Source organism: Acidovorax sp. Leaf78 (genome assembly GCF_001422735.1).
GTDB lineage: Bacteria > Pseudomonadota > Gammaproteobacteria > Burkholderiales > Burkholderiaceae_C > Acidovorax.
In genome coordinates this window covers 112,633-133,234 of record NZ_LMLZ01000025.1, presented here as the reverse complement: position 1 = coordinate 133,234, position 20,602 = coordinate 112,633, and the positions used below count along the sequence as shown (strand labels likewise).

19 protein-coding genes are annotated in these 20,602 nt (G+C 68.6%); 12 read left to right on the top strand and 7 right to left on the bottom strand.

The window, feature by feature from the left end; genetic code table 11:
• Positions 1–7: 7 nt before the first annotated feature.
• From hydA to ASF16_RS26405, 5 genes are all read right to left on the bottom strand, one after another.
• Positions 8–1,462 (bottom strand): dihydropyrimidinase, encoded by a 1,455-nt coding sequence (hydA, locus tag ASF16_RS24045; RefSeq protein WP_056173350.1) that lies wholly within the window; start codon positions 1,460–1,462, stop codon positions 8–10.
• 74 nt (positions 1,463–1,536) lie between these two features.
• On the bottom strand, positions 1,537–2,994 hold the full coding sequence (locus ASF16_RS24040; RefSeq protein ID WP_056173347.1) for an NCS1 family nucleobase:cation symporter-1: 1,458 nt from the start codon (positions 2,992–2,994) through the stop codon (positions 1,537–1,539).
• A gap of 231 nt (positions 2,995–3,225) precedes the next feature.
• Positions 3,226–4,542: an NAD-dependent dihydropyrimidine dehydrogenase subunit PreA gene (gene preA / locus ASF16_RS24035; RefSeq protein WP_056173344.1), complete on the bottom strand. Its 1,317-nt coding sequence runs from the start codon at positions 4,540–4,542 to the stop codon at positions 3,226–3,228.
• 58 nt (positions 4,543–4,600) lie between these two features.
• Complete coding sequence (locus ASF16_RS24030) at positions 4,601–5,980, bottom strand: NAD(P)-dependent oxidoreductase (RefSeq protein WP_056173341.1); 1,380 nt, start codon at positions 5,978–5,980, stop codon at positions 4,601–4,603.
• Entirely contained in the window at positions 5,980–6,159 is a 180-nt protein-coding gene (locus ASF16_RS26405) for a hypothetical protein (RefSeq protein WP_156372213.1), read from the bottom strand. The genes ASF16_RS24030 and ASF16_RS26405 overlap by 1 nt, the downstream gene beginning before the upstream one ends.
• Before the next feature lie 173 nt (positions 6,160–6,332).
• Between ASF16_RS26405 and ASF16_RS24020 the strand changes: the two genes are divergently transcribed.
• Positions 6,333–7,091 (top strand): TetR/AcrR family transcriptional regulator, encoded by a 759-nt coding sequence (locus tag ASF16_RS24020; protein ID WP_056173336.1) that lies wholly within the window; start codon positions 6,333–6,335, stop codon positions 7,089–7,091.
• Between the two features lie 124 nt (positions 7,092–7,215).
• On the opposite strand, the gene ASF16_RS24015 is transcribed toward ASF16_RS24020, so the two are convergent.
• A complete protein-coding gene (locus ASF16_RS24015) occupies positions 7,216–8,103 on the bottom strand; it encodes a LysR family transcriptional regulator (RefSeq protein ID WP_056173333.1) in 888 nt (295 codons plus the stop codon).
• 121 nt (positions 8,104–8,224) lie between these two features.
• Here ASF16_RS24015 and argC point away from each other — a divergent pair, with 121 nt between their 5' ends.
• The 3 genes from argC to ASF16_RS24000 all read left to right on the top strand — a co-directional run bounded on the left by argC (position 8,225) and on the right by ASF16_RS24000 (position 10,553).
• Positions 8,225–9,157: an N-acetyl-gamma-glutamyl-phosphate reductase gene (argC, locus tag ASF16_RS24010; protein WP_056173330.1), complete on the top strand. Its 933-nt coding sequence runs from the start codon at positions 8,225–8,227 to the stop codon at positions 9,155–9,157.
• Positions 9,158–9,409: 252 nt separating this feature from the next.
• Complete coding sequence (locus ASF16_RS24005) at positions 9,410–9,763, top strand: SMR family transporter (protein WP_056173327.1); 354 nt, start codon at positions 9,410–9,412, stop codon at positions 9,761–9,763.
• A gap of 61 nt (positions 9,764–9,824) precedes the next feature.
• Entirely contained in the window at positions 9,825–10,553 is a 729-nt protein-coding gene (locus tag ASF16_RS24000; RefSeq protein ID WP_200926969.1) for a pentapeptide repeat-containing protein, read from the top strand.
• Between the two features lie 44 nt (positions 10,554–10,597).
• Here the strand turns inward: ASF16_RS24000 and ASF16_RS23995 are convergent, their stop codons facing one another.
• Positions 10,598–10,987, bottom strand: coding sequence for a RidA family protein (locus ASF16_RS23995; RefSeq protein ID WP_056173325.1), 390 nt, complete (start codon positions 10,985–10,987; stop codon positions 10,598–10,600).
• Positions 10,988–11,104: 117 nt separating this feature from the next.
• Between ASF16_RS23995 and ASF16_RS23990 the strand changes: the two genes are divergently transcribed.
• The 8 genes from ASF16_RS23990 (at position 11,105) to ASF16_RS23955 (ending at position 20,401) form a co-directional block, all read left to right on the top strand.
• On the top strand, positions 11,105–12,712 hold the full coding sequence (locus ASF16_RS23990) for an ABC transporter substrate-binding protein (protein WP_056173322.1): 1,608 nt from the start codon (positions 11,105–11,107) through the stop codon (positions 12,710–12,712).
• Between the two features lie 130 nt (positions 12,713–12,842).
• Positions 12,843–13,790: an ABC transporter permease gene (locus tag ASF16_RS23985; RefSeq protein ID WP_056173319.1), complete on the top strand. Its 948-nt coding sequence runs from the start codon at positions 12,843–12,845 to the stop codon at positions 13,788–13,790.
• Complete coding sequence (locus ASF16_RS23980) at positions 13,787–14,677, top strand: ABC transporter permease (protein WP_156372212.1); 891 nt, start codon at positions 13,787–13,789, stop codon at positions 14,675–14,677. Before ASF16_RS23985 ends, ASF16_RS23980 begins: the two co-directional genes overlap by 4 nt.
• Positions 14,674–15,717 (top strand): ABC transporter ATP-binding protein, encoded by a 1,044-nt coding sequence (locus tag ASF16_RS23975; RefSeq protein WP_056173316.1) that lies wholly within the window; start codon positions 14,674–14,676, stop codon positions 15,715–15,717. The genes ASF16_RS23980 and ASF16_RS23975 overlap by 4 nt, the downstream gene beginning before the upstream one ends.
• On the top strand, positions 15,714–16,739 hold the full coding sequence (locus ASF16_RS23970) for an ABC transporter ATP-binding protein (protein WP_082517122.1): 1,026 nt from the start codon (positions 15,714–15,716) through the stop codon (positions 16,737–16,739). The genes ASF16_RS23975 and ASF16_RS23970 overlap by 4 nt, the downstream gene beginning before the upstream one ends.
• Entirely contained in the window at positions 16,736–18,019 is a 1,284-nt protein-coding gene (locus tag ASF16_RS23965; protein ID WP_056173313.1) for an amino acid deaminase, read from the top strand. Before ASF16_RS23970 ends, ASF16_RS23965 begins: the two co-directional genes overlap by 4 nt.
• 2 nt (positions 18,020–18,021) lie before the next feature.
• A complete protein-coding gene (locus ASF16_RS23960; protein ID WP_056173310.1) occupies positions 18,022–18,945 on the top strand; it encodes a MurR/RpiR family transcriptional regulator in 924 nt (307 codons plus the stop codon).
• 1 nt (position 18,946) lies between these two features.
• Positions 18,947–20,401: an amidohydrolase family protein gene (locus ASF16_RS23955; protein WP_056173307.1), complete on the top strand. Its 1,455-nt coding sequence runs from the start codon at positions 18,947–18,949 to the stop codon at positions 20,399–20,401.
• Positions 20,402–20,602 lie beyond the last annotated feature (201 nt).

Genomic DNA, 20,602 nt, shown 5'->3' with positions numbered 1-20,602 from the left:
GCCCGCATCAACCGCGCGCCACCGCCGTGGGCGCAAGCTCCTGCGCGCGCTTTTGCACGGCCTGGAAGTTGGGGCCGAACGCGGGGCGCTTGATGTAGCGGCCTGTACCCACCTCGGCCCGCAGGTCGCCATTGGCAAACACCACGCGGCCCTGGCTCACGGTGTGGGTGGGGATGCCGCGCACGGTGCGGCCCTCGAAGATGTTGAAGTCGCCCTTGCTGAACTGGGTCTTGGCCGAGAAGGTCTTGGTGCCCTCGGGGTCCCACAGCACCAGGTCGGCGTCGGCGCCCTCGCCGATGAAGCCTTTGCGCGGGTAGATGTTGAACAGCTTGGCCGCGTTGGCCGAGGTGATGGCCACGAACTCGCTGGGCGTGAGGCGCCCGGTGTTGACGCCGCCGTCCCAGATGGCGGCCATGCGCTCTTCCACGCCGCCCGTGCCATTCGGGATCTTGGCGAAGTTTTCTTGACCCATCGCCTTTTGCGCGGCGCAGAAGGTGCAGTGGTCCGTCGCCGTGGTGTGCAGCTGGCCGGACTGCAGGCCGCGCCACAGCGCCTCCTGGTGCACCTTGGGGCGAAACGGCGGGCTCATCACGTACGCGGCGGCCGTGGCGAAGTCCGGGTCGCGGTAGACGCTCTCGTCCACCAGCAGGTGCCCGGCCAGCACCTCGCCGTACACGCGCTGGCCGCGCGCGCGGGCGCGGGCGATGGCGTCGGCCGACTCCATGCAGCTCACGTGCACCACGTAGATGGGCACGCCCAGCACATCGGCAATCGCGATGGCGCGGTTGGCGGCCTCGGCCTCGACCATGGGCGGGCGCGACAGCGGGTGGCCCTCGGGGCCGGTGATGCCCATCTTGGCGACCTCCTGTTGCAGCAGGTACACCAGCTCGCCGTTTTCGGCATGCACCGTGGGCATGGCGCCCAGCTCCAGCGCGCGCTTGAAGCTGTTCACCAGGGTTTCGTCGTCGCACATGATGGCGTTCTTGTAGGCCATGAAGTGCTTGAAGCTGTTCACGCCCTCCTCGTGCACCAGCGTGCCCATGTCGGCGCGCACCTGCTCGCTCCACCAGGTGATGGCGACGTGAAAGGAATAGTCGGCCGCCGATTTCTCGGCCCAGCCGCGCCACTTGCGGTAGGCGTCCAGGATGGGCTCCTGCGGGTCGGGAATCACGAAGTCGATGATGCTCGTGGTGCCGCCCGCCAGGGCTGCCGCCGTGCCGGTGAAGAAGTCGTCCATGGTGACCGTGCCCATGAAGGGCAGCTGCATGTGCGTGTGTGGGTCGATCCCGCCGGGCAGCACGTACTGGCCGCTGGCATCCAGCGTCTGCGCGCCGGCCGGGGCCTGCGCCGCCGCACCCTCGCCCACGGCCACGATGCGGCCATCGACGCAGAGGACATCGGCCTGTTGTTCACGGTCGGCGTTGACCACGGTTCCACCGCGGATCAGAAGGGCTTGGGTCATGGAGATCTCCTTCAGGGATGCAGATCAAAAAAAGCAGGCCCGGCACCGGCACCACGGCCGGGCGGGGTCCCAGGTCACTTCTTCTTGGCGGTCAGGTAGTAGTAGGTGCCGGCCACGGCCAGGCTGAAGAACCAGCCCGAGTCGAACAGCGTGAGCCAGATGGCAGGCATGCCCGCCTTGTCCACCACGCCGGACACCGCCAGGTATCCCGGCAGGCAGGGCAGCACGCCCAGGGCGAAGGCGATGAGCGCGTGCAGGTTCCAGCCATTGCTGTACTCGTAGTCGCCGCCGCGCCGGTACAGGTCGTCCACTTTCAGCACGCTCTTGCGCACCAGGTAGTAGTCCACCAGCAAGATGCCGGCAATGGCGCCCAGCAGCGTGCCGTAGCCGCCCAGCCAGGTGAAGAGGTAGCCACCCGATGTGGCGAGGATCTTCCAGGGCATGAACACGAGGCCGATCAGCGCGGCGATGACGCCACCCATGCGAAAGCTGATCTTGGACGGTGCGATCTGGCTGAAGTCGTACGACGGCGACACCAGGTTGGCGGCCACGTTGGTCGTCAGGTTGGCCAGCAGGATCACCAGCAGGCCCAGGCCCGCCGCCACGCTGCCCATCTGGGTCAACAGGCCATCGGGGAACAGCTGCGCCTTGCCATACAGAATGGCCGATGCCGAAAAGCCGATGACGCCCACCATGGAGAACAGCGCCATGGGCAGCGGCAGTCCGATGGCCTGGCCCACGACCTGGTCCTTCTGCGACTTGGCAAAGCGCGTGAAGTCCGGGATGTTGAGCGCCAGCGTGGCCCAGAAGCCCACCAGCCCCGTGAGGGCCGCCCAGGTCTTGGGCCCGCCTTCCACCACCTTGGCGGGCAGGTTGAAGAGCTGGCCCGACGGCACCTTCATAACCAGCACCACCACGAACAGGATAGATGCGCCGATCATCAGCGGCGCGGCGATGACCTCCAGAAGGCGGATGGATTCCGGCCCCTTCCAGATGAAGTAGATGTGCACGGCCCAGAACGCGAGGAAGCACATGAACTGCGAGGTGCTGATGGTCTCGCCCTGGGCGGGCCCCGCGAGGTTCATGCCCACGATGTTCAGGAAGCCGTGGAGCGCCAGCGCACCGAAGTAGCAGTTGATGGAGAACCAGCCGCACGCCACCAGGCCGCGCAGCACGGCCGGCAGGTTGGCCCCCTTCACGCCGAACGACGCACGCGCAAGCACCGGGAAGGGCACGCCGTACTTGGGGCCCACCCGGCCGATGAGCACCATCGGTATCAGCACGATGCAGTTGGCCAGGAACACGAGCCACACCGCCATCTGCCAGGTGAAGCCCTGATCGAGCATGGAGCTGGCCATGGTGTACGTGGGCACGCACACCACCATGCCCACCCAGAGCGCGGCAAAGTCTTTCCAGGTCCAGTGCCGCTGCGCCGCGGTGGTGGGGAGCAGATCTTCATTGGCGAGCGAATTGGATGCTCCGCCGGGCAGTTGCCCTGCCACATGGGCAGCGCTGCCGGTACTGTTGGTCATGCCTGTACTCCTGTCAAAGACGTCGTGGGGGTGGAACACAACCCGCAGCCTGGTCCGGCGTTCTCACGCTGGCAGATGGCGGGCCAAAGGAAGCAAGCGATGTGGCCGATGTTGAGGGTTACGCAATAAATGCACCAGATGCAGTGCAGCATGCAAGGCCGATCCACACGTCGCAAACGCACAGCCGCTGCTTGGCAGACCCTGCAGCGGATGCACACGGAGAGCAGCCCGTCACACTGCCGCCGCCGCAACGCTGTGCGGGTTGTTCGGGTGCGTGGTCCAGTTGGCGTATTCGCCCGTCACCGGCTTGCCCGTGCGCGCATCGACCTCGCCGGGCTCCAGGGCGCGCATGGTGATGCACTCGGGCACGGGGCAGATCGACACGCACAGGTTGCAGCCCACGCACTCGGCCTCGTTGATCTCGAACTTGCGCACGCCGCCGTCCTTGGTGAAGGTGATGGCCTGGTGCGAGGTGTCTTCGCACACCACATGGCAGCGGCCGCACTGGATGCAGGCATCCTGGTTGATCACGGCCTTTTCGATGTGGTTGAGGTTCAGGTTCTTCCAGTCCTTCACCGTGGGCACGGCCTGGCCCTTGAAGTCGTCGAGCGTGGCGTAGCCGTGCTCGTCCATGAAGTTGGACAGCCCGTCGCACATGTCCTGCACGATCTTGAAGCCGTACACCATGGCCGCCGTGCACACCTGCACCGTGCCGCAGCCCAGGGCGATGTACTCGGCCGCGTCGCGCCAGGTGGTGATGCCGCCGATGCCGCTGATGGGCAGGCCCGCGGTCTGCGCGTCGCGCGCGATCTCGGCCACCATGTTGAGCGCGATGGGCTTGACGGCCGGGCCGCAGTAGCCGCCGTGCGACCCCCAGCCGTCGGTGCTGGGGCTCATGACCATGCGGTCCAGGTCAACGCCCATGACGGAGTTGATGGTGTTGATGAGCGACACCGCATCCGCCCCGCCCGCCTTGGCCGCCCGCGCGGGGTGCCGCACGTCGGTGATGTTGGGGGTGAGCTTCACGATCACCGGCAGGCGGCTGTAGTGCTTGCACCAGGCCGTGACCATCTGGATGTACTCGGGCACCTGGCCCACGGCCGCGCCCATGCCGCGCTCGCTCATGCCGTGGGGGCAGCCGAAGTTGAGCTCGATGCCGTCGGCGCCGGTGTCTTCCACCAGGGGCAAAATGCTCTTCCAGCTCTGCTCTTCGCAGGGCACCATGAGCGAGACGATCATGGCCCGGTCGGGCCAGTTGCGCTTGACGCGCTTGATCTCCTCCAGGTTGGTGTGCAGCGGACGGTCGGTGATGAGCTCGATGTTGTTCAGCCCGATCACGCGGCGGTCCTGGGACAGGAGCGTGGAGTAGCGTGGCCCGTTCACGTTGACGACCGCCGGGTCCTCGCCCAGCGTCTTCCAGACCACGCCGCCCCAGCCTGCCTCGAAGGCGCGGGTGACGTTGATCTCCTTGTCGGTCGGGGGTGCGGAGGCCAGCCAGAAGGGGTTGGGGCTCTGGATGCCCAGGAAATTGCTGCGGATGTCTGCCATGGATGTGCTCCCGTCAATTGCAGTCAGGTTGTGCGGTCAGGATGTGCCGACGATGCCGTCAGGCCACGAGCGCCACCGGCACGCTCATCGCTTCATGGATGGAGATGGCCGCCAGCTTGCCGTGCTCCACGGCCTCGACCGTCAGGTCGCGCCCGCCAGCCCGGCAGTCGCCGCCCGCCCAGACCCTCGCCAGGCTGGTGCGGCCTGCGGCGTCGGTGGCGATGCGTCCGCCCTCCAGCGCCATCGCCTTGCCAGCGGGCTCCGCCACGTAGGTCTGGCCGATGGCCTTGAGCACCACGTCCGCCGCGAGCGTGAAGGTCTCGCCGGTGTTCACCAGCTTGCCCGCCGCATCGAGCGCCGTGGCCGCAAAGCGCACGCCGGTCACGGCGCCGCCTTCGCACAAGACTTCTTGCGGCGCCGCCCAGTGGCGGATGGTCACGCCGTTCGTCTGCGCCCATTGCTGCTCTACCTTCGACGCAGACATGGCGTCGGCTCCCCGGCGGTAGACGATGGTCACCTCTTCGGCGCCCAGCTTGCGGGACTGCACGGCGGCGTCCACCGCCGTCATGCCGCCGCCGATCACCACCACGCGCCGGCCCACGGGCAGGGTGGACAGGTCGCTGCTCTGGCGCAGCTCGGCGATGAAGTCCACGGCGCTACTCAAGCCCTGCACGCCAGACACCGCAGGCTCGGCCACGCCCAGCGCATTCACGCCCTGCAGCCCCAGGCCCAGGAAGACCGCATCGTGGCTGGCCAGCAGGCCGTCGAGCGTGATGTCGCGGCCCAGCTGCTGGCTGGTGCGCACCTCGATGCCGCCCACCGACAGCAGCCAGTCGACTTCCTTCTGCGCGAAGTTGTCCGTGGTCTTGTAGCTGGCCAGGCCGTATTCGTTGAGCCCGCCCAGCTTGGGGCGCGCCTCGAACAGCACCACGTCGTGCCCGCGCAGCGCCAGCCCGTGGGCGCAGGCCAGGCCAGCAGGCCCCGCGCCGACCACGGCCACGCGGCGGCCGGTGGGTGCGGCGCGCTGGAACATCGGTGCGCCGGGTTTGGCAAAGAAGGCGTCGGTCGCGTAGCGCTGCAGCGACCCGATCTCCACCGGCTTGTCTTCGTTGGTGTTGCGCACGCAGGCCTGCTCGCACAGCACCTCGGTGGGGCAGACCCGGGCGCACATGCCGCCCAGGGGATTGGCCTCCAGGATGGCGCGCGCCGCGCCCCGGTTGTTGTCCTGCGCGATGCGGTGGATGAACGACGGGATGTCGATGCCCGTGGGGCAGGCCGTGGCGCAGGGCGCGTCGTGGCAGTAGTAGCAGCGCTCGGCCTCGATGAGGGCCTGCGGCCGGGTCAACGGCGGGTGGGCGTCGCTGAAGTTGACGGCGTAGTCGGCCAGGTTCAGGCGTGCGGCATGAATGCCGCAGGCACGGCTTGCGGGTGTGTCCATCAGATGTCCTCCGAAAGGTGCGGGGTGGGGGTGCAGGCCGTGCCCTTGCTCGCTGGTTCGGCCGTGGTGGGCGCGGGCGCCCGGTGCAGGTGGCGCGCGCCGCTGCCGGGGCGGCGGCAGCAGGCAGCCGATGCGGCGCAAGCGAGGGTGCGTGCGCCCGCAAATGTCGGAGGTTTCATCGTGGTCCTCGCTGTGGGGGTGCAGGTGCCCACGGCTTGATGTGCCGCGGTGCCCTGCGTTGGGGGCCAATTTACCAACCCGTAAAAATTTACCAATTGGTAAAATCCCTAGAGCAAACCCCATGCCAGCCAATTGCCAGTTTTCAGGCCCCGGCTTGTTCCACAATGGTGCAATGACCGACGCCCGCCAGTCCCCGGCTGCCACCTCCGCCCCCCGCCCTGCCAAGCCGCCGCGTGCAGCCGGCGCCATCCGCAAGCCCGCTGCCGCGGTAGCCCCTGAAGCCGCCGAAAGCACCGACGACACCGGCGCCCGCGCCCCCAAGGCCTCGCGCCTGCGCAAGGAGCAGGCCATCCTGGCCGAGGCGGAGAACCACTTCGCGCAGTTCGGCTTCGAAGGCGCGTCGCTCGAGAACATTGCCGCGGCCATCGGCATCAGCCGCCACAACCTGCTGTATTACTTTCCGAGCAAGGAGGCGCTGTACCAGCGCGTGCTCGACGATGTGCTCACCCAGTGGCTCGAAGGCATGGAGGCGTTGTCGCACAGCGACGACCCCGAGCAGGCGCTGCGCCGCTACATCCGCGCCAAGATGCAGTACTCGCGCATGCGCCCCCAGGGCGCCAAGGTGTTCACCAAAGAGGTGATTGCCGGTGCACCACGCTATGGCACCGCCATCGCCGAGCGGGTGGGCCCGCTGCTCAAGACCGAGGTGCGCACCTTCGAGCGCTGGGCGCGCGAGGGCCGCATCGCCAAGGTCAACTTCACCCACCTGATGTTCATCATCTGGTCGGTCACGCAGGCCTATGCGGAGCAGGAGGCGCAGTTTGCGCTGCTGCTGGGCAAGCCCGCGCTGACCGAGCGCGACTACAACAATGCTGAGGAACTGATCGTGCGCATGGTGCTGAGCGCGCTGGGGCCCGGCGCCACCGCCTGATGCACCCCAGGCGCTGCGGCCGGTCAGTCCCGCAGCCGAGAACCGCAAATGCTATCAAATATATAGCTGCTTGCGCTTTGCAGATGAGCGGTAACGGCCTGTTTGGCCCAAAAATTCGATCTATTCAAGCCTGGCGCTGCTGCCACAGCACATCCAGCACGTGCTGCGTGGCGCGCTCCACCGGGCCTTCGCGGTGGGCGATGCCCAGCGGCCGCCACAGCGCGGGGCGCAGCGGCAGCATGCGGATGCGCGGGTCGAGCGGCGTGGTGGACGTGGCCTCGTGCGGCAGGAGCGTGGCGCCATAGCCTGCGGCCACCAGGCTCTTGATGGCGTCGTTGTAGTTGAGCTGGATGCGCGCCTTGGGGTGTTCGCCCGCCAGCGCGAACCATTCGGCCGTCAGCCGCGACAGGCTGGTGCCGACGTCGTTGAGGATGAGCGGCTGCCCCGCCAGCCACTTCGGCGTGGCGCGCTGTGGCGCAGGCCAGGCCGACGGCACGAACGCCATTACCGGGTCCCGCCGCCAGGGCTGCACCTTCACGCCCTGCACGGTGGCCTGCGGCAGCGCCACCAGGCCCACATCCAGCGACCCGCCGACCAGGCGCGCCATGGTGTCCTGCGTGGTGAGCACGGCCACCTGCACGTCGATACCGGGGTGGTGGTGCCCCAGCACCTCCAGCGCCTGTGGCAGCAGGTGGGCAATGGCACCGGTGGACGCCCCCAGCCGCACGCGGCCCGCGAGCCCCTGCACCTGGCGCTGCACCACATCGAGCGCCTCGTCCGCATCGGCCAGCAGGCGCCGCGCGCGCTCGATCAACGCGTCGCCCACACCCGAGGGAGTCACCTCGCCGCGCTTGCGCACCAGCAGCGGCGCGCCGAAAAGCGCCTCCAGGTCGGCGATGTGCAGGCTGACCGTGGGCGCCGCCAGGTGCAGCACCCGCGCGGCTTCGGCGAACGAACCCAGGTCTGCGATGGTGACCAGCGTGCGCAACCGGTCGAGGTTGAGTTCGCGCATGACGTTCAGTGAATCTGATGCTGATGTTTGTGAAATTCAACTTTTCAAATTCTAGGGCGCGGCCGAAGATTCGTCATTCCTTCGTTTTTTCTTCAGCCATTCCATTCATCAGGAGCACCGCATGAGCGCACCCTTGGTTTTCATCGACGGCGATCAGGGCACGACCGGCCTGCAGATCCATGAACGCCTGCACGGCCGCAGCGACCTGCGTCTGCTCACGCTGCCCGAGGCCGACCGCAAGAACGCTGCGCGCCGCGCCGAAGCGATCAATGCCTGCGACATCGCCGTGCTGTGCCTGCCCGACGGGCCTGCGCGCGAAGCGGCGGCGTCCATCGTGAACCCGGCCGTGCGCGTGATCGACGCCAGCTCGGCCCACCGCACCGATGCGGACTGGGTCTACGGGTTCCCTGAAATGAGCGCCGCGCAGTCCGCCCGCATCGCCTCGGCGCGCCGCGTGACCAACCCCGGCTGCTACCCCACGGGCGCCATCGGGCTGCTGCTGCCGCTGGTGCAGGCAGGCCTGGTGCCTGCGGACCATCCGCTGGCCATCCATGCCGTGTCGGGCTACTCCGGCGGCGGCCGTGCGCGAGTGGATGAGCATGAAGGTGCGGGTGCATCGCAAGCCTCCGCGTTCCAGGTGTACGGCCTGGGGCTGGCCCACAAGCACACGCCAGAGATCCAACAGCACGCGGGCCTCACGCAGCGGCCTTTCTTCCTGCCGGCCTACGGCTCTTTCCGCCAGGGCATCGTGCTGACCATTCCGTTGCTGCTGCGGCAACTGCCCGCGGGCGTGACTGCCGACCGGCTGCACGCCTGCCTGCAGCAGCACTACGACGGCGCGGCGCATGTGGAGGTGGTGTCCCGGGCAGATGCGCAGGCGGCGCAGCACCTGGACCCCCAGGTGCTCAACGGCACCAACCAGCTGCGGCTCTCGGTGTTTGCCAACCCGCAGCACGGCCAGGTGCTGCTGAGCGCGGTGTTCGACAACCTGGGCAAGGGCGCGTCGGGCGCTGCCGTGCAGAACCTGGACCTGATGCTGCAGCACGCTGCATAGCGGCTCAACAGCAGCTGCGTGGCGAGGTGAGAGCGCCAGGGTTGGCAGCGGGCTGGCATTGCGGCGATGGGGGGCCAGGTCGGGCCTCCGGGCCACGGTGCGCGCCACGGGTACTCGCCGTGTGGTCACAGATTTCAGGCGGCTGCAACCGGCTGTGCAGAGGCCCTGCACCAATGCAAGGGCATGCCACCGCGGTGCGTGGGTCCTTCCTAGAATCGGCCGCTTCTCCAGCTTTTGCAACGGACCCGCACCATGATCCAGTGGACCGCCACCACCACCAGCTACGCATTGCTGGGCTTGGCCATCGTGGCCGAAGTGCTGGGCACCAGTGCGCTGAAGGCGTCCGAGGGCTTCACGCGGCTGGTTCCCAGCGCAATCACCGCCGTGTGCTACGCGGTGTCCTTCTACCTGTTGTCGCTCACGCTGAAGACCTTGCCCATCGGCATTGCCTACGCCATCTGGTCGGCGGTGGGCATCGTGCTGATCTCCACCGTGGGCTGGCTTTATTACGGACAGCGGCTGGACGCACCTGCGATCGCCGGGCTGGGGCTCATCGTGGCCGGCGTGGTGGTGGTGAACCTGTTTTCCAAGACCACGGGACATTGACGCCGCACGTTGCACCGCACGCGCCACGCCACGGCCCAGCCACCATTGCAGTCACCGTCCCATGATCACAGCATCCACCCCACTCACCAGCACCAGCACCAGCGGTACGGTCCTCGTGCAAGAGCAGCAGATCACCCGCGCCGACCTGCTGGCGATGCTGGCGGACACCCCGGCGCAGCGCCTGCACTTCGAGCACTGCGATTTCGACGGCGCCGACCTCTCGGGCCTTGCGCTGCAGGGCGCGCAGTTCACCGGCTGCAGCCTGGCCGAGGCCTCGCTGGCACGCGCCCAACTGGGCGACACGCGGTGGCTCGGCTGCAGGGCGCGGCAGGCGAGCTTTCACCTGGCGCACCTGACCGACGCACGCTTTCACCACTGCGACCTGAACAACACGCTCTGGACCAAGGCCACGCTGGCGTCGGCCTTGTTTGCCGAGGTCAAGCTGACCGCCGCGCAGTTCCATGAAGCGCAGACGCTGGGCCTGAGCTTTCACGACACGCTGCTGGTGGGCGCGGACCTGCGGGGTATTTCGTTCCGCAAGCAGACCATCGAACAGCTCGACATGTCCGACGCGGACATTTCTGGCTGCGACTTCCGCGATGCGGTGTTCGAAGGCGGAAGCCTGCGCGATGCGCACCTCAAGAACGCCCGCTTCGACGGCGCCGACCTGCGGTCGGTGGACCTGGGCGGGCTGCGGCTGGCCCAGCTGGCGCAGTCCTTCAAGGGGGCGATCCTCTCCACCGACCAGGCGGCCCTGCTGGTCAGCGAGCTGGGCATCCGCGTGATGTAGCAACCCAGCCGGTGCCGCGGACCGCCGGCTAGCGCCCGCCGCGCTCAGCCGCGCGGCTTGTACGCCGTGACGTCGATCTCCACCTTGGCGTCGATCATGAGCCGCGACTCCACCGTCGAGCGCGCGGGCCGGTGCTCGCCAAAACACTCCATGTAGACGCGGTTGAAGCTGCCGAAGTCGCGCGCGTCGGCCAGCCAGACGCTCACCTTGGCCACATCGGCCAGCGTGCAGTCGGCCAGCGCCAGCGCCTGCGTGAGGCGCAGGAACACCTGGCGCGTCTGCGCCTCGATGCCCCCGGTGATGACTTGGCCCTGGTCATCGGTGGGCACCTGGCCCGACACAAAAACGAAGTCCCCGGCGCGCGTGGCGGGGGAAAGTGGACGGGCCTGCCGGTCGGAGGCAAGCGGGGACTGACCGAGGGTTTCTACTGGCATTGAAAGTGCTCCTTTGAGTAAAGATATTACATACAAAACGCCCAAAAAGCACAAATCGAGCAGATTTCTGGCATCGAAAGTGCTTATCAATGTAATCCTATTACTTAGAGGTGCACGATGCAAACTTCTGGAACCAATGTGGTGCGGCTGGCGAACTCCCGGCCGGCGAACGTGGCGCGGCGGGGGCTGGTGGGCCTGGCCGCGCTGCTCGCACTGTGGGGCGCAGGCCCTGGTGCAGCGTCGGCGCAGCAGGCCGGCGCACCGGCCAAGGGCGGCGCCGCCAACCTGGCCATGGTGGGCGAGCCCCAGGGCCTGGACCCGATGGTGAGCACCGCCGACCTGGTGGGCACCATCATGCAGCACGTGTACGAGCCGCTCTACACCTTCGACGGCAACTGGAACATTGCGCCCATGCTGGCCGAGGGCATGCCCACCGTCTCCAAGGATGGCCTCAACTACACCATCGCCCTGCGCAAGGGCGTGAAGTTCCACAACGGCCGCGAGATGACAGCCGAGGACGTGGTGGCCTCGCTGCAGCGCTGGATGGAGCTCTCGCCGCGGGGCAAGGCGGTGGGCAAGGAAGTGGTGGCGCTCACAGCCAAGGGCACGCACGGCGTGGAGCTCAAGCTCAAGAACCCCTACGCACCGCTGCTGGCGCAACTGGCCCTGCCCAGCGGCATGGCAGCCATCCTGGCCAAGGAAAGCATCGCGCCGCAGCTCAAGGAATTCATCGGCACCGGACCCTACAAGTTCAAGGAGCGCCGGCCAGACCAGTTCACCGTGCTGGTTCGCTTTGACGACTATGCCGCCCGCAAGGAAGCCCCCAGCGGCTACGCAGGCCGCCGCGAGGCGCTGCTCGATGAGCTGCGCTTCGTGCCCGTGCCCAGCGCCAACACGCGGGTCGAGGGCGCGCTGTCCGGCCAGTTCCACTATGCCGACCTGCTGCCGGTGGAAGCCATCGGCCGTGTGGAGAAAGGTGCGCCCGCCGTGGTGCCCATCGTCACCAAGAACTTCGGCTTTCCGTACATCGTGTTCAACACCAAGGAGGGCGTGCTGGCATCGCAGCCCCTGCGCCGCGCGGTGCAGACCGCGGTGGGCACGGGCGAGCTAATGGCCGCGGGCTTTGGCGACAACCGTTTCTTCATGGTGGAGCCCAACTTCTTCCCCAAGGGCACGCCCTACTACTCGGACGCGGGCGCCAAGCTGTACAACGAGCGCAACCCTCAGGCGGCCAAGGAGCAGGCCGCCAAGGCGGGCTACAACAACAGCCAGCCGGTGCGCATCATGGCCAGCCGGCAGTACGAGTTCCACTACAACATGGCGCTGGTGATGTCCGAGCAGCTCAAGAAGGCGGGCTTCAAGACCGACCTGCAGGTGGTGGACTGGGCCACCCTGGTGCAGCGCCGCAACGACGCCAAGCTGTGGGACGTGTACTTCACGCATTCGGGCCTGTTCCCCGAGCCCATGCTGTCGCCGCCGCAGTTGGGTGACGGCGCACCGGGCTGGTGGGAGTCCGACGCCAAGAAGTCGACCCTGGCCGCGTTCAACCAGGAGACCGACCCTGCCAAGCGCGGTGCGCTGTGGGGCAAGGTGCAGCAGGTGGTGTACGACGAGGTGCCGTTCATCGAGGTGGGCAAGTTCAACGGCCTGTCGGCGCGATCGGCCAAGCTGTCGGGCTACACGCCGGCGGTCTGGCCGTTCTTCTGGAATACATGGATGAAGTAACCCCCCGAAGCGCCTGCGGCGCCTCCCCCGAGGGGGCGCCTCCGGTGGCCCGGCAAAGCCGGTTCCACGGTGGCACTGGCTTGGACCGGGGGTGTGGTGCGAGTGGGGACTTTTTAAGAGACAAGCAAGCATGCGATTTCTATTGAAGCGGCTGGGTGGAGCGGCGGTGGTGCTGGTGCTGGTGGCGGTGCTGGTGTTCTGCCTCACGCGGCTGGCCTCGGGCGACCCGGTGGCGCTGCTGCTGGGCGACCAGGCTACTGCCGCCGACATTGCGCAGGCGCGCGCCCAGTACGGGCTGGACAAGCCCTTGCCCACGCAGTTCGTGCTGTGGGTGGGTGAGCTGCTGCAGGGCAACCTGGGGCAGTCGCTCTTCCTGCAGCGGCCCGTGGCGCAGGCGCTGCTGGAGCGGGCCGAGCCCACGTTGTTCCTTGCGCTGTTCGCGGTGGGCATCGCGGCGCTGGTGGGCATTCCGTGCGGCATGGCGGCGGCCATCTGGCGCGGCAGCGCGGCCGACCAGGCCGTGAGCGGCGTGGCCATGCTGGGCGCGAGCGTGCCCAGCTTCTGGCTGGGCCTGATCCTCATCCAGCTGTTCGCGGTCAAGCTGGGGTGGTTTCCGGCATCGGGCTATGGCGACCCCCGCGCCACGCTGGGCGAGCGGCTGTCGCACCTGCTGCTGCCCGCGCTGGTGCTGGGCCTGCTCAACTCGGCGCTGATCATCCGCTTCACCCGCGCATCCATGCTCGACATCCTGGGCGAGGACTACGTGCGCACCGCACGCGCCAAGGGGCTGGACGAGGGCACCATCATGGTCAAGCACGTGCTGCGCAATGCGCTCGTGCCCATCGTCACCGTGCTGGGCCTGACCATGGCGCTGATGATCGGCGGCACCGTGGTGACCGAGACCGTGTTCAACCTGCCCGGCGTGGGCAACCTGGTGGTGCGGGCGGTGCTGCGGCGCGACTACCCGGTCATCCAGGGCACGCTGCTGGTCATCGCGGCCATCTACGTGTTCATCAACCTCGCCATCGACTTCATCTACACGCTGGTGGACCCGCGCATCCGGCTGGAGGCACCATGAACGGCCACGTCTCTTCGGCATCTTCGCCCTCCTCCCCTTCTTCGTGGCAGCGCTTTGCGGCCGTGCTGCGCCGGCTGTTCGCGCGCAAGGTGGTGCTGGCCTCGGCCATCGCGCTGGCGCTGGTGGTGGGCATCGCCGCTGTGTATCCCGCCCTCTCGGACGCCGACCCCAATGCGCTGTCCATCAGCGAGCGGCTGCGCGCGCCGTCGGCCACGCACTGGGCGGGCACCGACGAGCTGGGGCGCGACGTGATGCTGCGCATCGTGCACGGCGCGCGGTACTCGCTGCTCATCGGCTTCGTGACGGCGGCCGGCGCGGTGCTGCTGGGTACGCTGCTGGGCATGTTCGCGGGGTTCTTCCGGCGGCTGGATGCGCCGCTGATGCGGGTGGTGGACGCCATGATGTCCTTCCCCGACATCCTGCTGGGCATCGCGCTGGTGTCCATCCTGGGGGTGTCGCTGTGGAACGTGATGCTCGCCCTCGTCATCGTCTACACGCCGCGCGTGGCCCGCGTGGTGCGCGCCACCACGCTGGTGCTGCGCGAGCTGCTGTTCGTGGACGCAGCGCGCGCCCTGGGCGTGCGCACCCCGAAGATCTTGCTCAAGCACATCCTGCCCAACCTGATGTCGCCCATCCTCGTGCAGGTGACCTTCATCTTCGCCTACGCCATCCTGGCCGAGGCCGGGCTGTCCTTCCTGGGCGTGGGCGTGCCGCCCGACATCCCCACCTGGGGCACCATGATCGCCGGCAGCCTGGACTATGCGGACAAGGCGTTCTGGACCATCTTCGCGCCGGGCATCGCCATCGTGCTCACCGCGCTGTCGCTGCAGATGCTGGGCGACGGCGTGCGTGACCTGCTCGACCCCAAACTGAAGAAGACTGTATGAGTGCCGCACCTTTGACCGACCCCACCGCGGCCCGCCTGGAAGTGCACGGACTGTCGACCTCGTTCGCCACCGACGGCGGCCGCATCCAGAGCGTGGCCGACGTGTCGTTCACCATCCACCCCGGCGAGACGCTGGCGCTGGTGGGCGAGTCCGGCTCGGGCAAGTCCGTCACCAGCCTGTCGCTGATGGGCCTGCACGCGCGCACCTCGCAGGCCGAGGTCAGCGGCCAGGCGTGGTTCGTGCAGCGCGACGGCCGCCGCGTGGACCTGCTGGCCCTGAAGGAGGCTGACAAGCGCGCCCTGCGCGGCAACGAGCTGGCGATGATCTTCCAGGAGCCCATGACCAGCCTGAACCCAGTGCTCACCGTGGGCGAGCAGATCGCCGAGTCCGCCCGCCTGCACCTGAAGATGGACCGCCGCACCGCGCATGCCCACGCCCGGCGCATGCTGGAGCTGGTGGAGATACCGGCCGCCGCCCAGCGCGTGAACGAGTACCCGCACCAGCTGTCTGGCGGCATGCGCCAGCGCGTGATGATCGCACTGGCCATGGCCTGCAACCCCACGCTGCTGATCGCCGACGAGCCCACCACGGCGCTCGATGTGACCATCCAGGCGCAGATCCTCGCGCTGATGGGCCGGCTGCAGAAGGAGACCGGCATGAGCATGCTGTTCGTCACGCACAACCTGGGCGTGGTGGCGCAGTACGCCGACGCCGTGGCGGTGATGTACGCCGGCCGCATCGTCGAATCGGCCCGCGTGCACGACCTGTTCGCGCGGCCCGAGCACCCCTACACGCGCGGCCTGCTGGCCTGCCTGCCCGGTGTGGCACGGCAGCAGGGCGGCGCAGCGGCCGCCCCCGGGCGCCGCAAGCTGGTGGCCATACCGGGCCAGGTATCGAGCCCGCTGGCACCGCCCCCGGGCTGCGCCTTTGCACCGCGCTGTACCCGCAAGCTGCCAGCGTGCGATGCGCAGATGCCGCCGCTGGAAGCCACCGGCGCCCGCCGCATGGTGCGCTGCATCCACCGCGAGGTGACCGCATGAGCGCCGTGCTGCAACAACCCATGGCATCCCCCACCGGCAGCCTTGCGGAGGCCCCGCTGCTGGAGATCCAGCACCTGCGCAAGTACTTCGGCAGCGGCGCCCACCCGGTGCGCGCGGTGGACGATGTGAGCTTCACCATCCGCCAGGGCGAGACCCTGGGCCTGGTGGGCGAATCGGGCTCGGGCAAGAGCACCATCGGCCGGCTGCTGACGCGCCTGGTGGACCCGACCGGCGGGCAGATGCTGTACCACGGCGCGGGTGCCGTGCAGGACCTGGCAGCGCTCTCGCAGGGGCAATACCGCCCGCTGCGCTCCAAGATCCAGATCATTTTTCAGGACCCGTACGCCAGCCTCAACCCGCGCATGCGCATCCGCGAGGTGCTGGCCGAGGCGCTGGATACCCATGGCCTGGCCAAGGGCCGCGCGCGCCTGCCCCGCATCCACGAGCTGCTGCAGCAGGTGGGCCTGCGGCCGGAGCATGCGGACCGCTTTCCGCACGAGTTCTCCGGCGGCCAGCGCCAGCGCATCGGCATCGCCCGCGCCCTGGCCGTGGAGCCGAATTTCATCGTGGCGGACGAGCCCCTGTCGGCGCTGGACGTGTCCATCCAGGCCCAGGTGGTGAACCTGCTGGGCGAGCTCAAGGAGCAGTTGGGCCTGACCCTGCTGTTCATCTCGCACGACCTCGACGTGGTGGAATACCTGTGCGACCGCGTGGTGGTGCTGTACCTGGGCCGCGTGATGGAGATCGCCCCCACCGAGGCGCTGTACGCCCACCCCCAGCACCCCTACACGCGCGCGCTGCTGGCGGCCGCGCCCATCCCCGACCCGGCGCAGCGGCGTAGCATCCCGCTGCTGCAGGGCGACCTGCCCAGCCCCGCCCACCCACCCTCGGGCTGCGTGTTCCGCACCCGCTGCCCCCTGGCCGAAGAGCGCTGCGCCAGCACCGATATGCTGCTGCGCGAGGTGCAGCCGGGCCATCTGCATGCCTGCTGGAAAACAGCGCACCACCCCACTTCCCCATGACCGACGACTTCATCCTCGACCACCGCAGCAAGAGCTTTCCGCAAACCGCTGCGCCCTGCCGCGCGTCCGACCTGGCCGCCAGGGGCTGGAACCTGCTGGCGGACGACCTGGCCTACCCGCTGGCCGTCATCCGGCGCTCTGCGCTGACCCACAACCTGGCCTGGATGCAGGACTTCGCGGCGCGCAAGGGCGTGGCGCTGGCGCCGCACGGCAAGACCACCATGTCGCCCGAGCTGTTTCGCCAGCAGCTCGCGGCCGGCGCCTGGGGCCTGACGTTCGCCACCATCTACCAGCTCTCGGTGGGTGTGGAGGCCGGCGCGCGCCGCGCCATCATTGCCAATCAGGTGGTGTGCGATGCCGACCTGGACGGCCTGCAGGCGCTGCTGCAGCGGCATGCGGACCTGCGCGTGTGGTTCCTGGTGGACTCGCTGGCGCAGCTGCGGCTGATCGAGGACTGGGCCGTGCGCCGCCAGGCCGCAGGGCAAGCGGCCCGCCGCTTCGACACGCTGCTGGAGATCGGCATCCCCGGCCAGCGCACCGGCTGCAGGACGCTGGAAGAAGCCCTGGCGCTGGCCCGGGCCATCGCCCGCTCGCCCGCCGCGCAACTGGGCGGCATCGAGTGCTACGAGGGCGGTGTGGCACGCTGCGACAGCGAGCACGATGCGCGCGAAGTCACTGCCCTGGTACGCCGCGTGACCGAGGTGGCGCGGCAGTGCGACGCCCACGGCTTGTTTGCCGACCCCACCGTGCTGCTGACAGCCGGTGGCTCCGCCGTGTTCGACCTGGTGGTGCCGCTGCTGCGCACACAAGGCCTGTCGCGCCCGGTGGACGGCGTGCTGCGCTCGGGCTGCTACATCACGCACGACCACGGCAACTACATGCGCTTCTTGCGCCATGTGGAGCAGCGCGAGGGCCTGGACGCATCGCTGCGCCCCGCGTTGGAGGTGTGGGCCATGGTGCAGTCCGTGCCCGAGCCGGGCTTGGCGCTGCTGACCTGCGGGCGGCGCGATGTGTCCTACGACCTGGAGATGCCCGTGCCCGTGCGCTGGGCGCCGCGGGGCCAGCGCACTGCGGGCGATGTGCCGCAGGGCTGGACCGTGAGCGCGCTGAACGACCAGCACGCCTACCTGCGCTTCGACCCCGCGGGCAGCCCGCCCGCCGTGGGCGACCGCGTGGCGCTGGGCATCTCCCACCCCTGCACCACTTTTGACAAATGGCGCTGGCTGCCCCTCGTCGAGGACGACTGGGCAGTGACCGGCGCCATCAGCACCCGTTTCTGAGCATGGCCATCACACACACATCCCAAAGCTTGCTGCAGCAGTTGCGCGAGCGCCAGCCCGACCTGCCCGAGGCTCAGCGCAGCGTGGTGCGCGTGGTGCTGGAAGACCCCCGCGCGGCCGTGGTGGCCACCGTGGAACAGTTGGCCCAGCAGGCGGGCGTTTCCATGCCCACCATCGTGCGCACCTGCCGCAGCTTCGGGCACGACTCGGTGCGCGAGTTCATGGTGGCGCTGGCGCAGGACCTGGCCGTGTCCGGCTCGCACCTGCACCGCAGCGTGCTGGCCGACGACAGCGCGCACGACGTGGCCAGCAAGATCGTGCACGCGGCCGTATCTTCGCTGACCGAGCTGGGCCGCAACCTCGATGCCCAGGTGCTCGACCAGGTGGCCGAGCGGCTGGCCGCGGCGCGCCGCATCGATTGCTATTCGGTGGGCGCTGCGTCAACCTTCATGGCCAGCGAGCTGCAAAGCCGGCTGTTCCGCCTGGGTTGCACGGCCAACGCGATCTTCGATGCGCACCAGCAGCTGGTCTCGGCCAGCACGCTCGGGCCCGACGGCGTGGCCTTTGTGATCTCGCACGTGGGCCGCATGCCCTACACGCTGGAGGCCGCGCGCTTCGCCCGCTCGCAGGGCGCCACCGTGGTGGCCCTGACCCAGCCGGGCACCCCGCTGGCCGAGGCGGCCGACCTGGTGCTGGCCGTGTCCGTGCCGCAGGACGCGGTGATGCGCGTGGGCACCGAGGCTTACCTGGCCCACCTGGTGGTCATCGAGATCCTGATGGTGCGCCTGGCCCAGAAGCTCGGCCCGGTGGCCGCGCGCGGGCTGCAGCAGTTCAAGCAGCTGCTGCACAAGCACGGCTTCGACAGCGCGGAGTACGCGGGGGCGCTGGAAGGCGGCGCGCACAAGCTGCCGGCGCGGGAGGAGTGACATGGCGCCCGCAACGCTGCTCAAGAATGGCTTGATCGTGGACGGCACCGGCGCGGCCGGCTGGCAGGGCGACCTGCTGATGCACGGCGACCGCATCCTGGCCATCGCGGCGCCGGGCCAGATCGCACCGGCCGACCTGGCCGCCGCCGGCACGCCCGAAGAAATCGACTGCACCGGCCTGGTGATAGCCCCCGGCTTCATCGATGTGCACACCCACGACGACGCGGCCGTGCTGGACGGCCCGGCCATGCTGCCCAAGCTGTCACAGGGCATCACGACGGTGATCGTGGGCAACTGCGGCATCTCGCTCGCGCCCGTGGTGACCGAGGCGCCGTCCGCGCCCCTGTCGCTGCTGGGCCGCCTGCAGTTCCGGCATGCGAGCATGGCCAGCTACGCCGATGCCGTGAACGCGGCCCAGCCCGCGGTGAACGTGGCGGCGCTGATGGGCCACACGGCATTGCGCATGCGGCATCTGGCGGACTTGCGCCAGGCGGCCTCGCCGGCCGAGCGCGCGGCCATGGCCACCGACATGCAGGAGGCCATGGACGCCGGTGCGCTGGGGCTGTCGTCCGGCATCTTCTACAGCGAGGCCTACGCGGCCGACCAGGACGAACTCGTGGCGGTGGCCAGCGTGGCCGCACGCAATGGCGGTGTCTACGCCACCCATGTGCGCGACGAACTGGCAGGCATCCTGCCGGCGCTGCAGGAGGCCGCGCTGACGGCCCGGCAGTCCGGCCTGCCCCTGGTGATATCGCACCACAAATGCGCGGGCCCGGCCAACTGGGGCCGCACCCGCGAGACACTGCCGCTGCTGGAGGAGCTGGCCCGCGGCCAGGAGATCGGCATGGACGTGTACCCCTACACGGCGGGCTCCACCGTGCTGCGCGAGGACCTGGTGGACGGCATCATCGACATCCTCATCACCGGCAGCCAGCCGCACCCGGAGATGGGTGGGCGTTACCTGGCCGACATCGCGAGCGAATGGGGCGTGTCGCAGCAGGAGGCGGCTGTGCGGCTCAAGCCCGGCGGGGCGTGCTACTTCCAGATGCGCGAGGACGACGTGGAGCGCGTGATCGCGCACCCGCTGTCCATGATCGGCTCCGACGGCCTGCCGCACGACGAGCGGCCCCACCCGCGGCTGTGGGGCGCCTTTCCGCGCGTGCTGGCCTGCTACTGGCGCGAGAAGGGCTTGCTACAGCTGGAAGAAGCCGTGCACAAGATGACGGGCCTGTCAGCCCGGCGCTTCCGGCTGGGTGCGCGCGGCACCCTGCTGGCGGGCCATACGGCCGATGTGGTGGTGTTCGACCCGGCGCGGGTCAAAGACGTGGCCACGTTTGAGCACCCGCAGCAGTTCAGCGAAGGCATCGAGCGGGTCTGGGTCAACGGCATGCTGAGCTACACGGCCCGGCTGCGCGCCACCGGCGCACGTGCAGGGCGATTTGTGCGCAGAGGCTAGTTGTTATCCATGGCCTGACGCGTGCCCTGGCACAAGACCCATGAATCCGGGGCGAGGCTCAGTGCACTGCCAACTGCCTCACCGGACTGGCGTCACAGACTTCATCTCTCCTCATCTTCCTCATCTCTCTGTTTCCAACGGCTTGGGAGTGCATTTTTTTCTCGCTTCCAAAACGCTGCCTATAGGCCTCATGACCGCAGG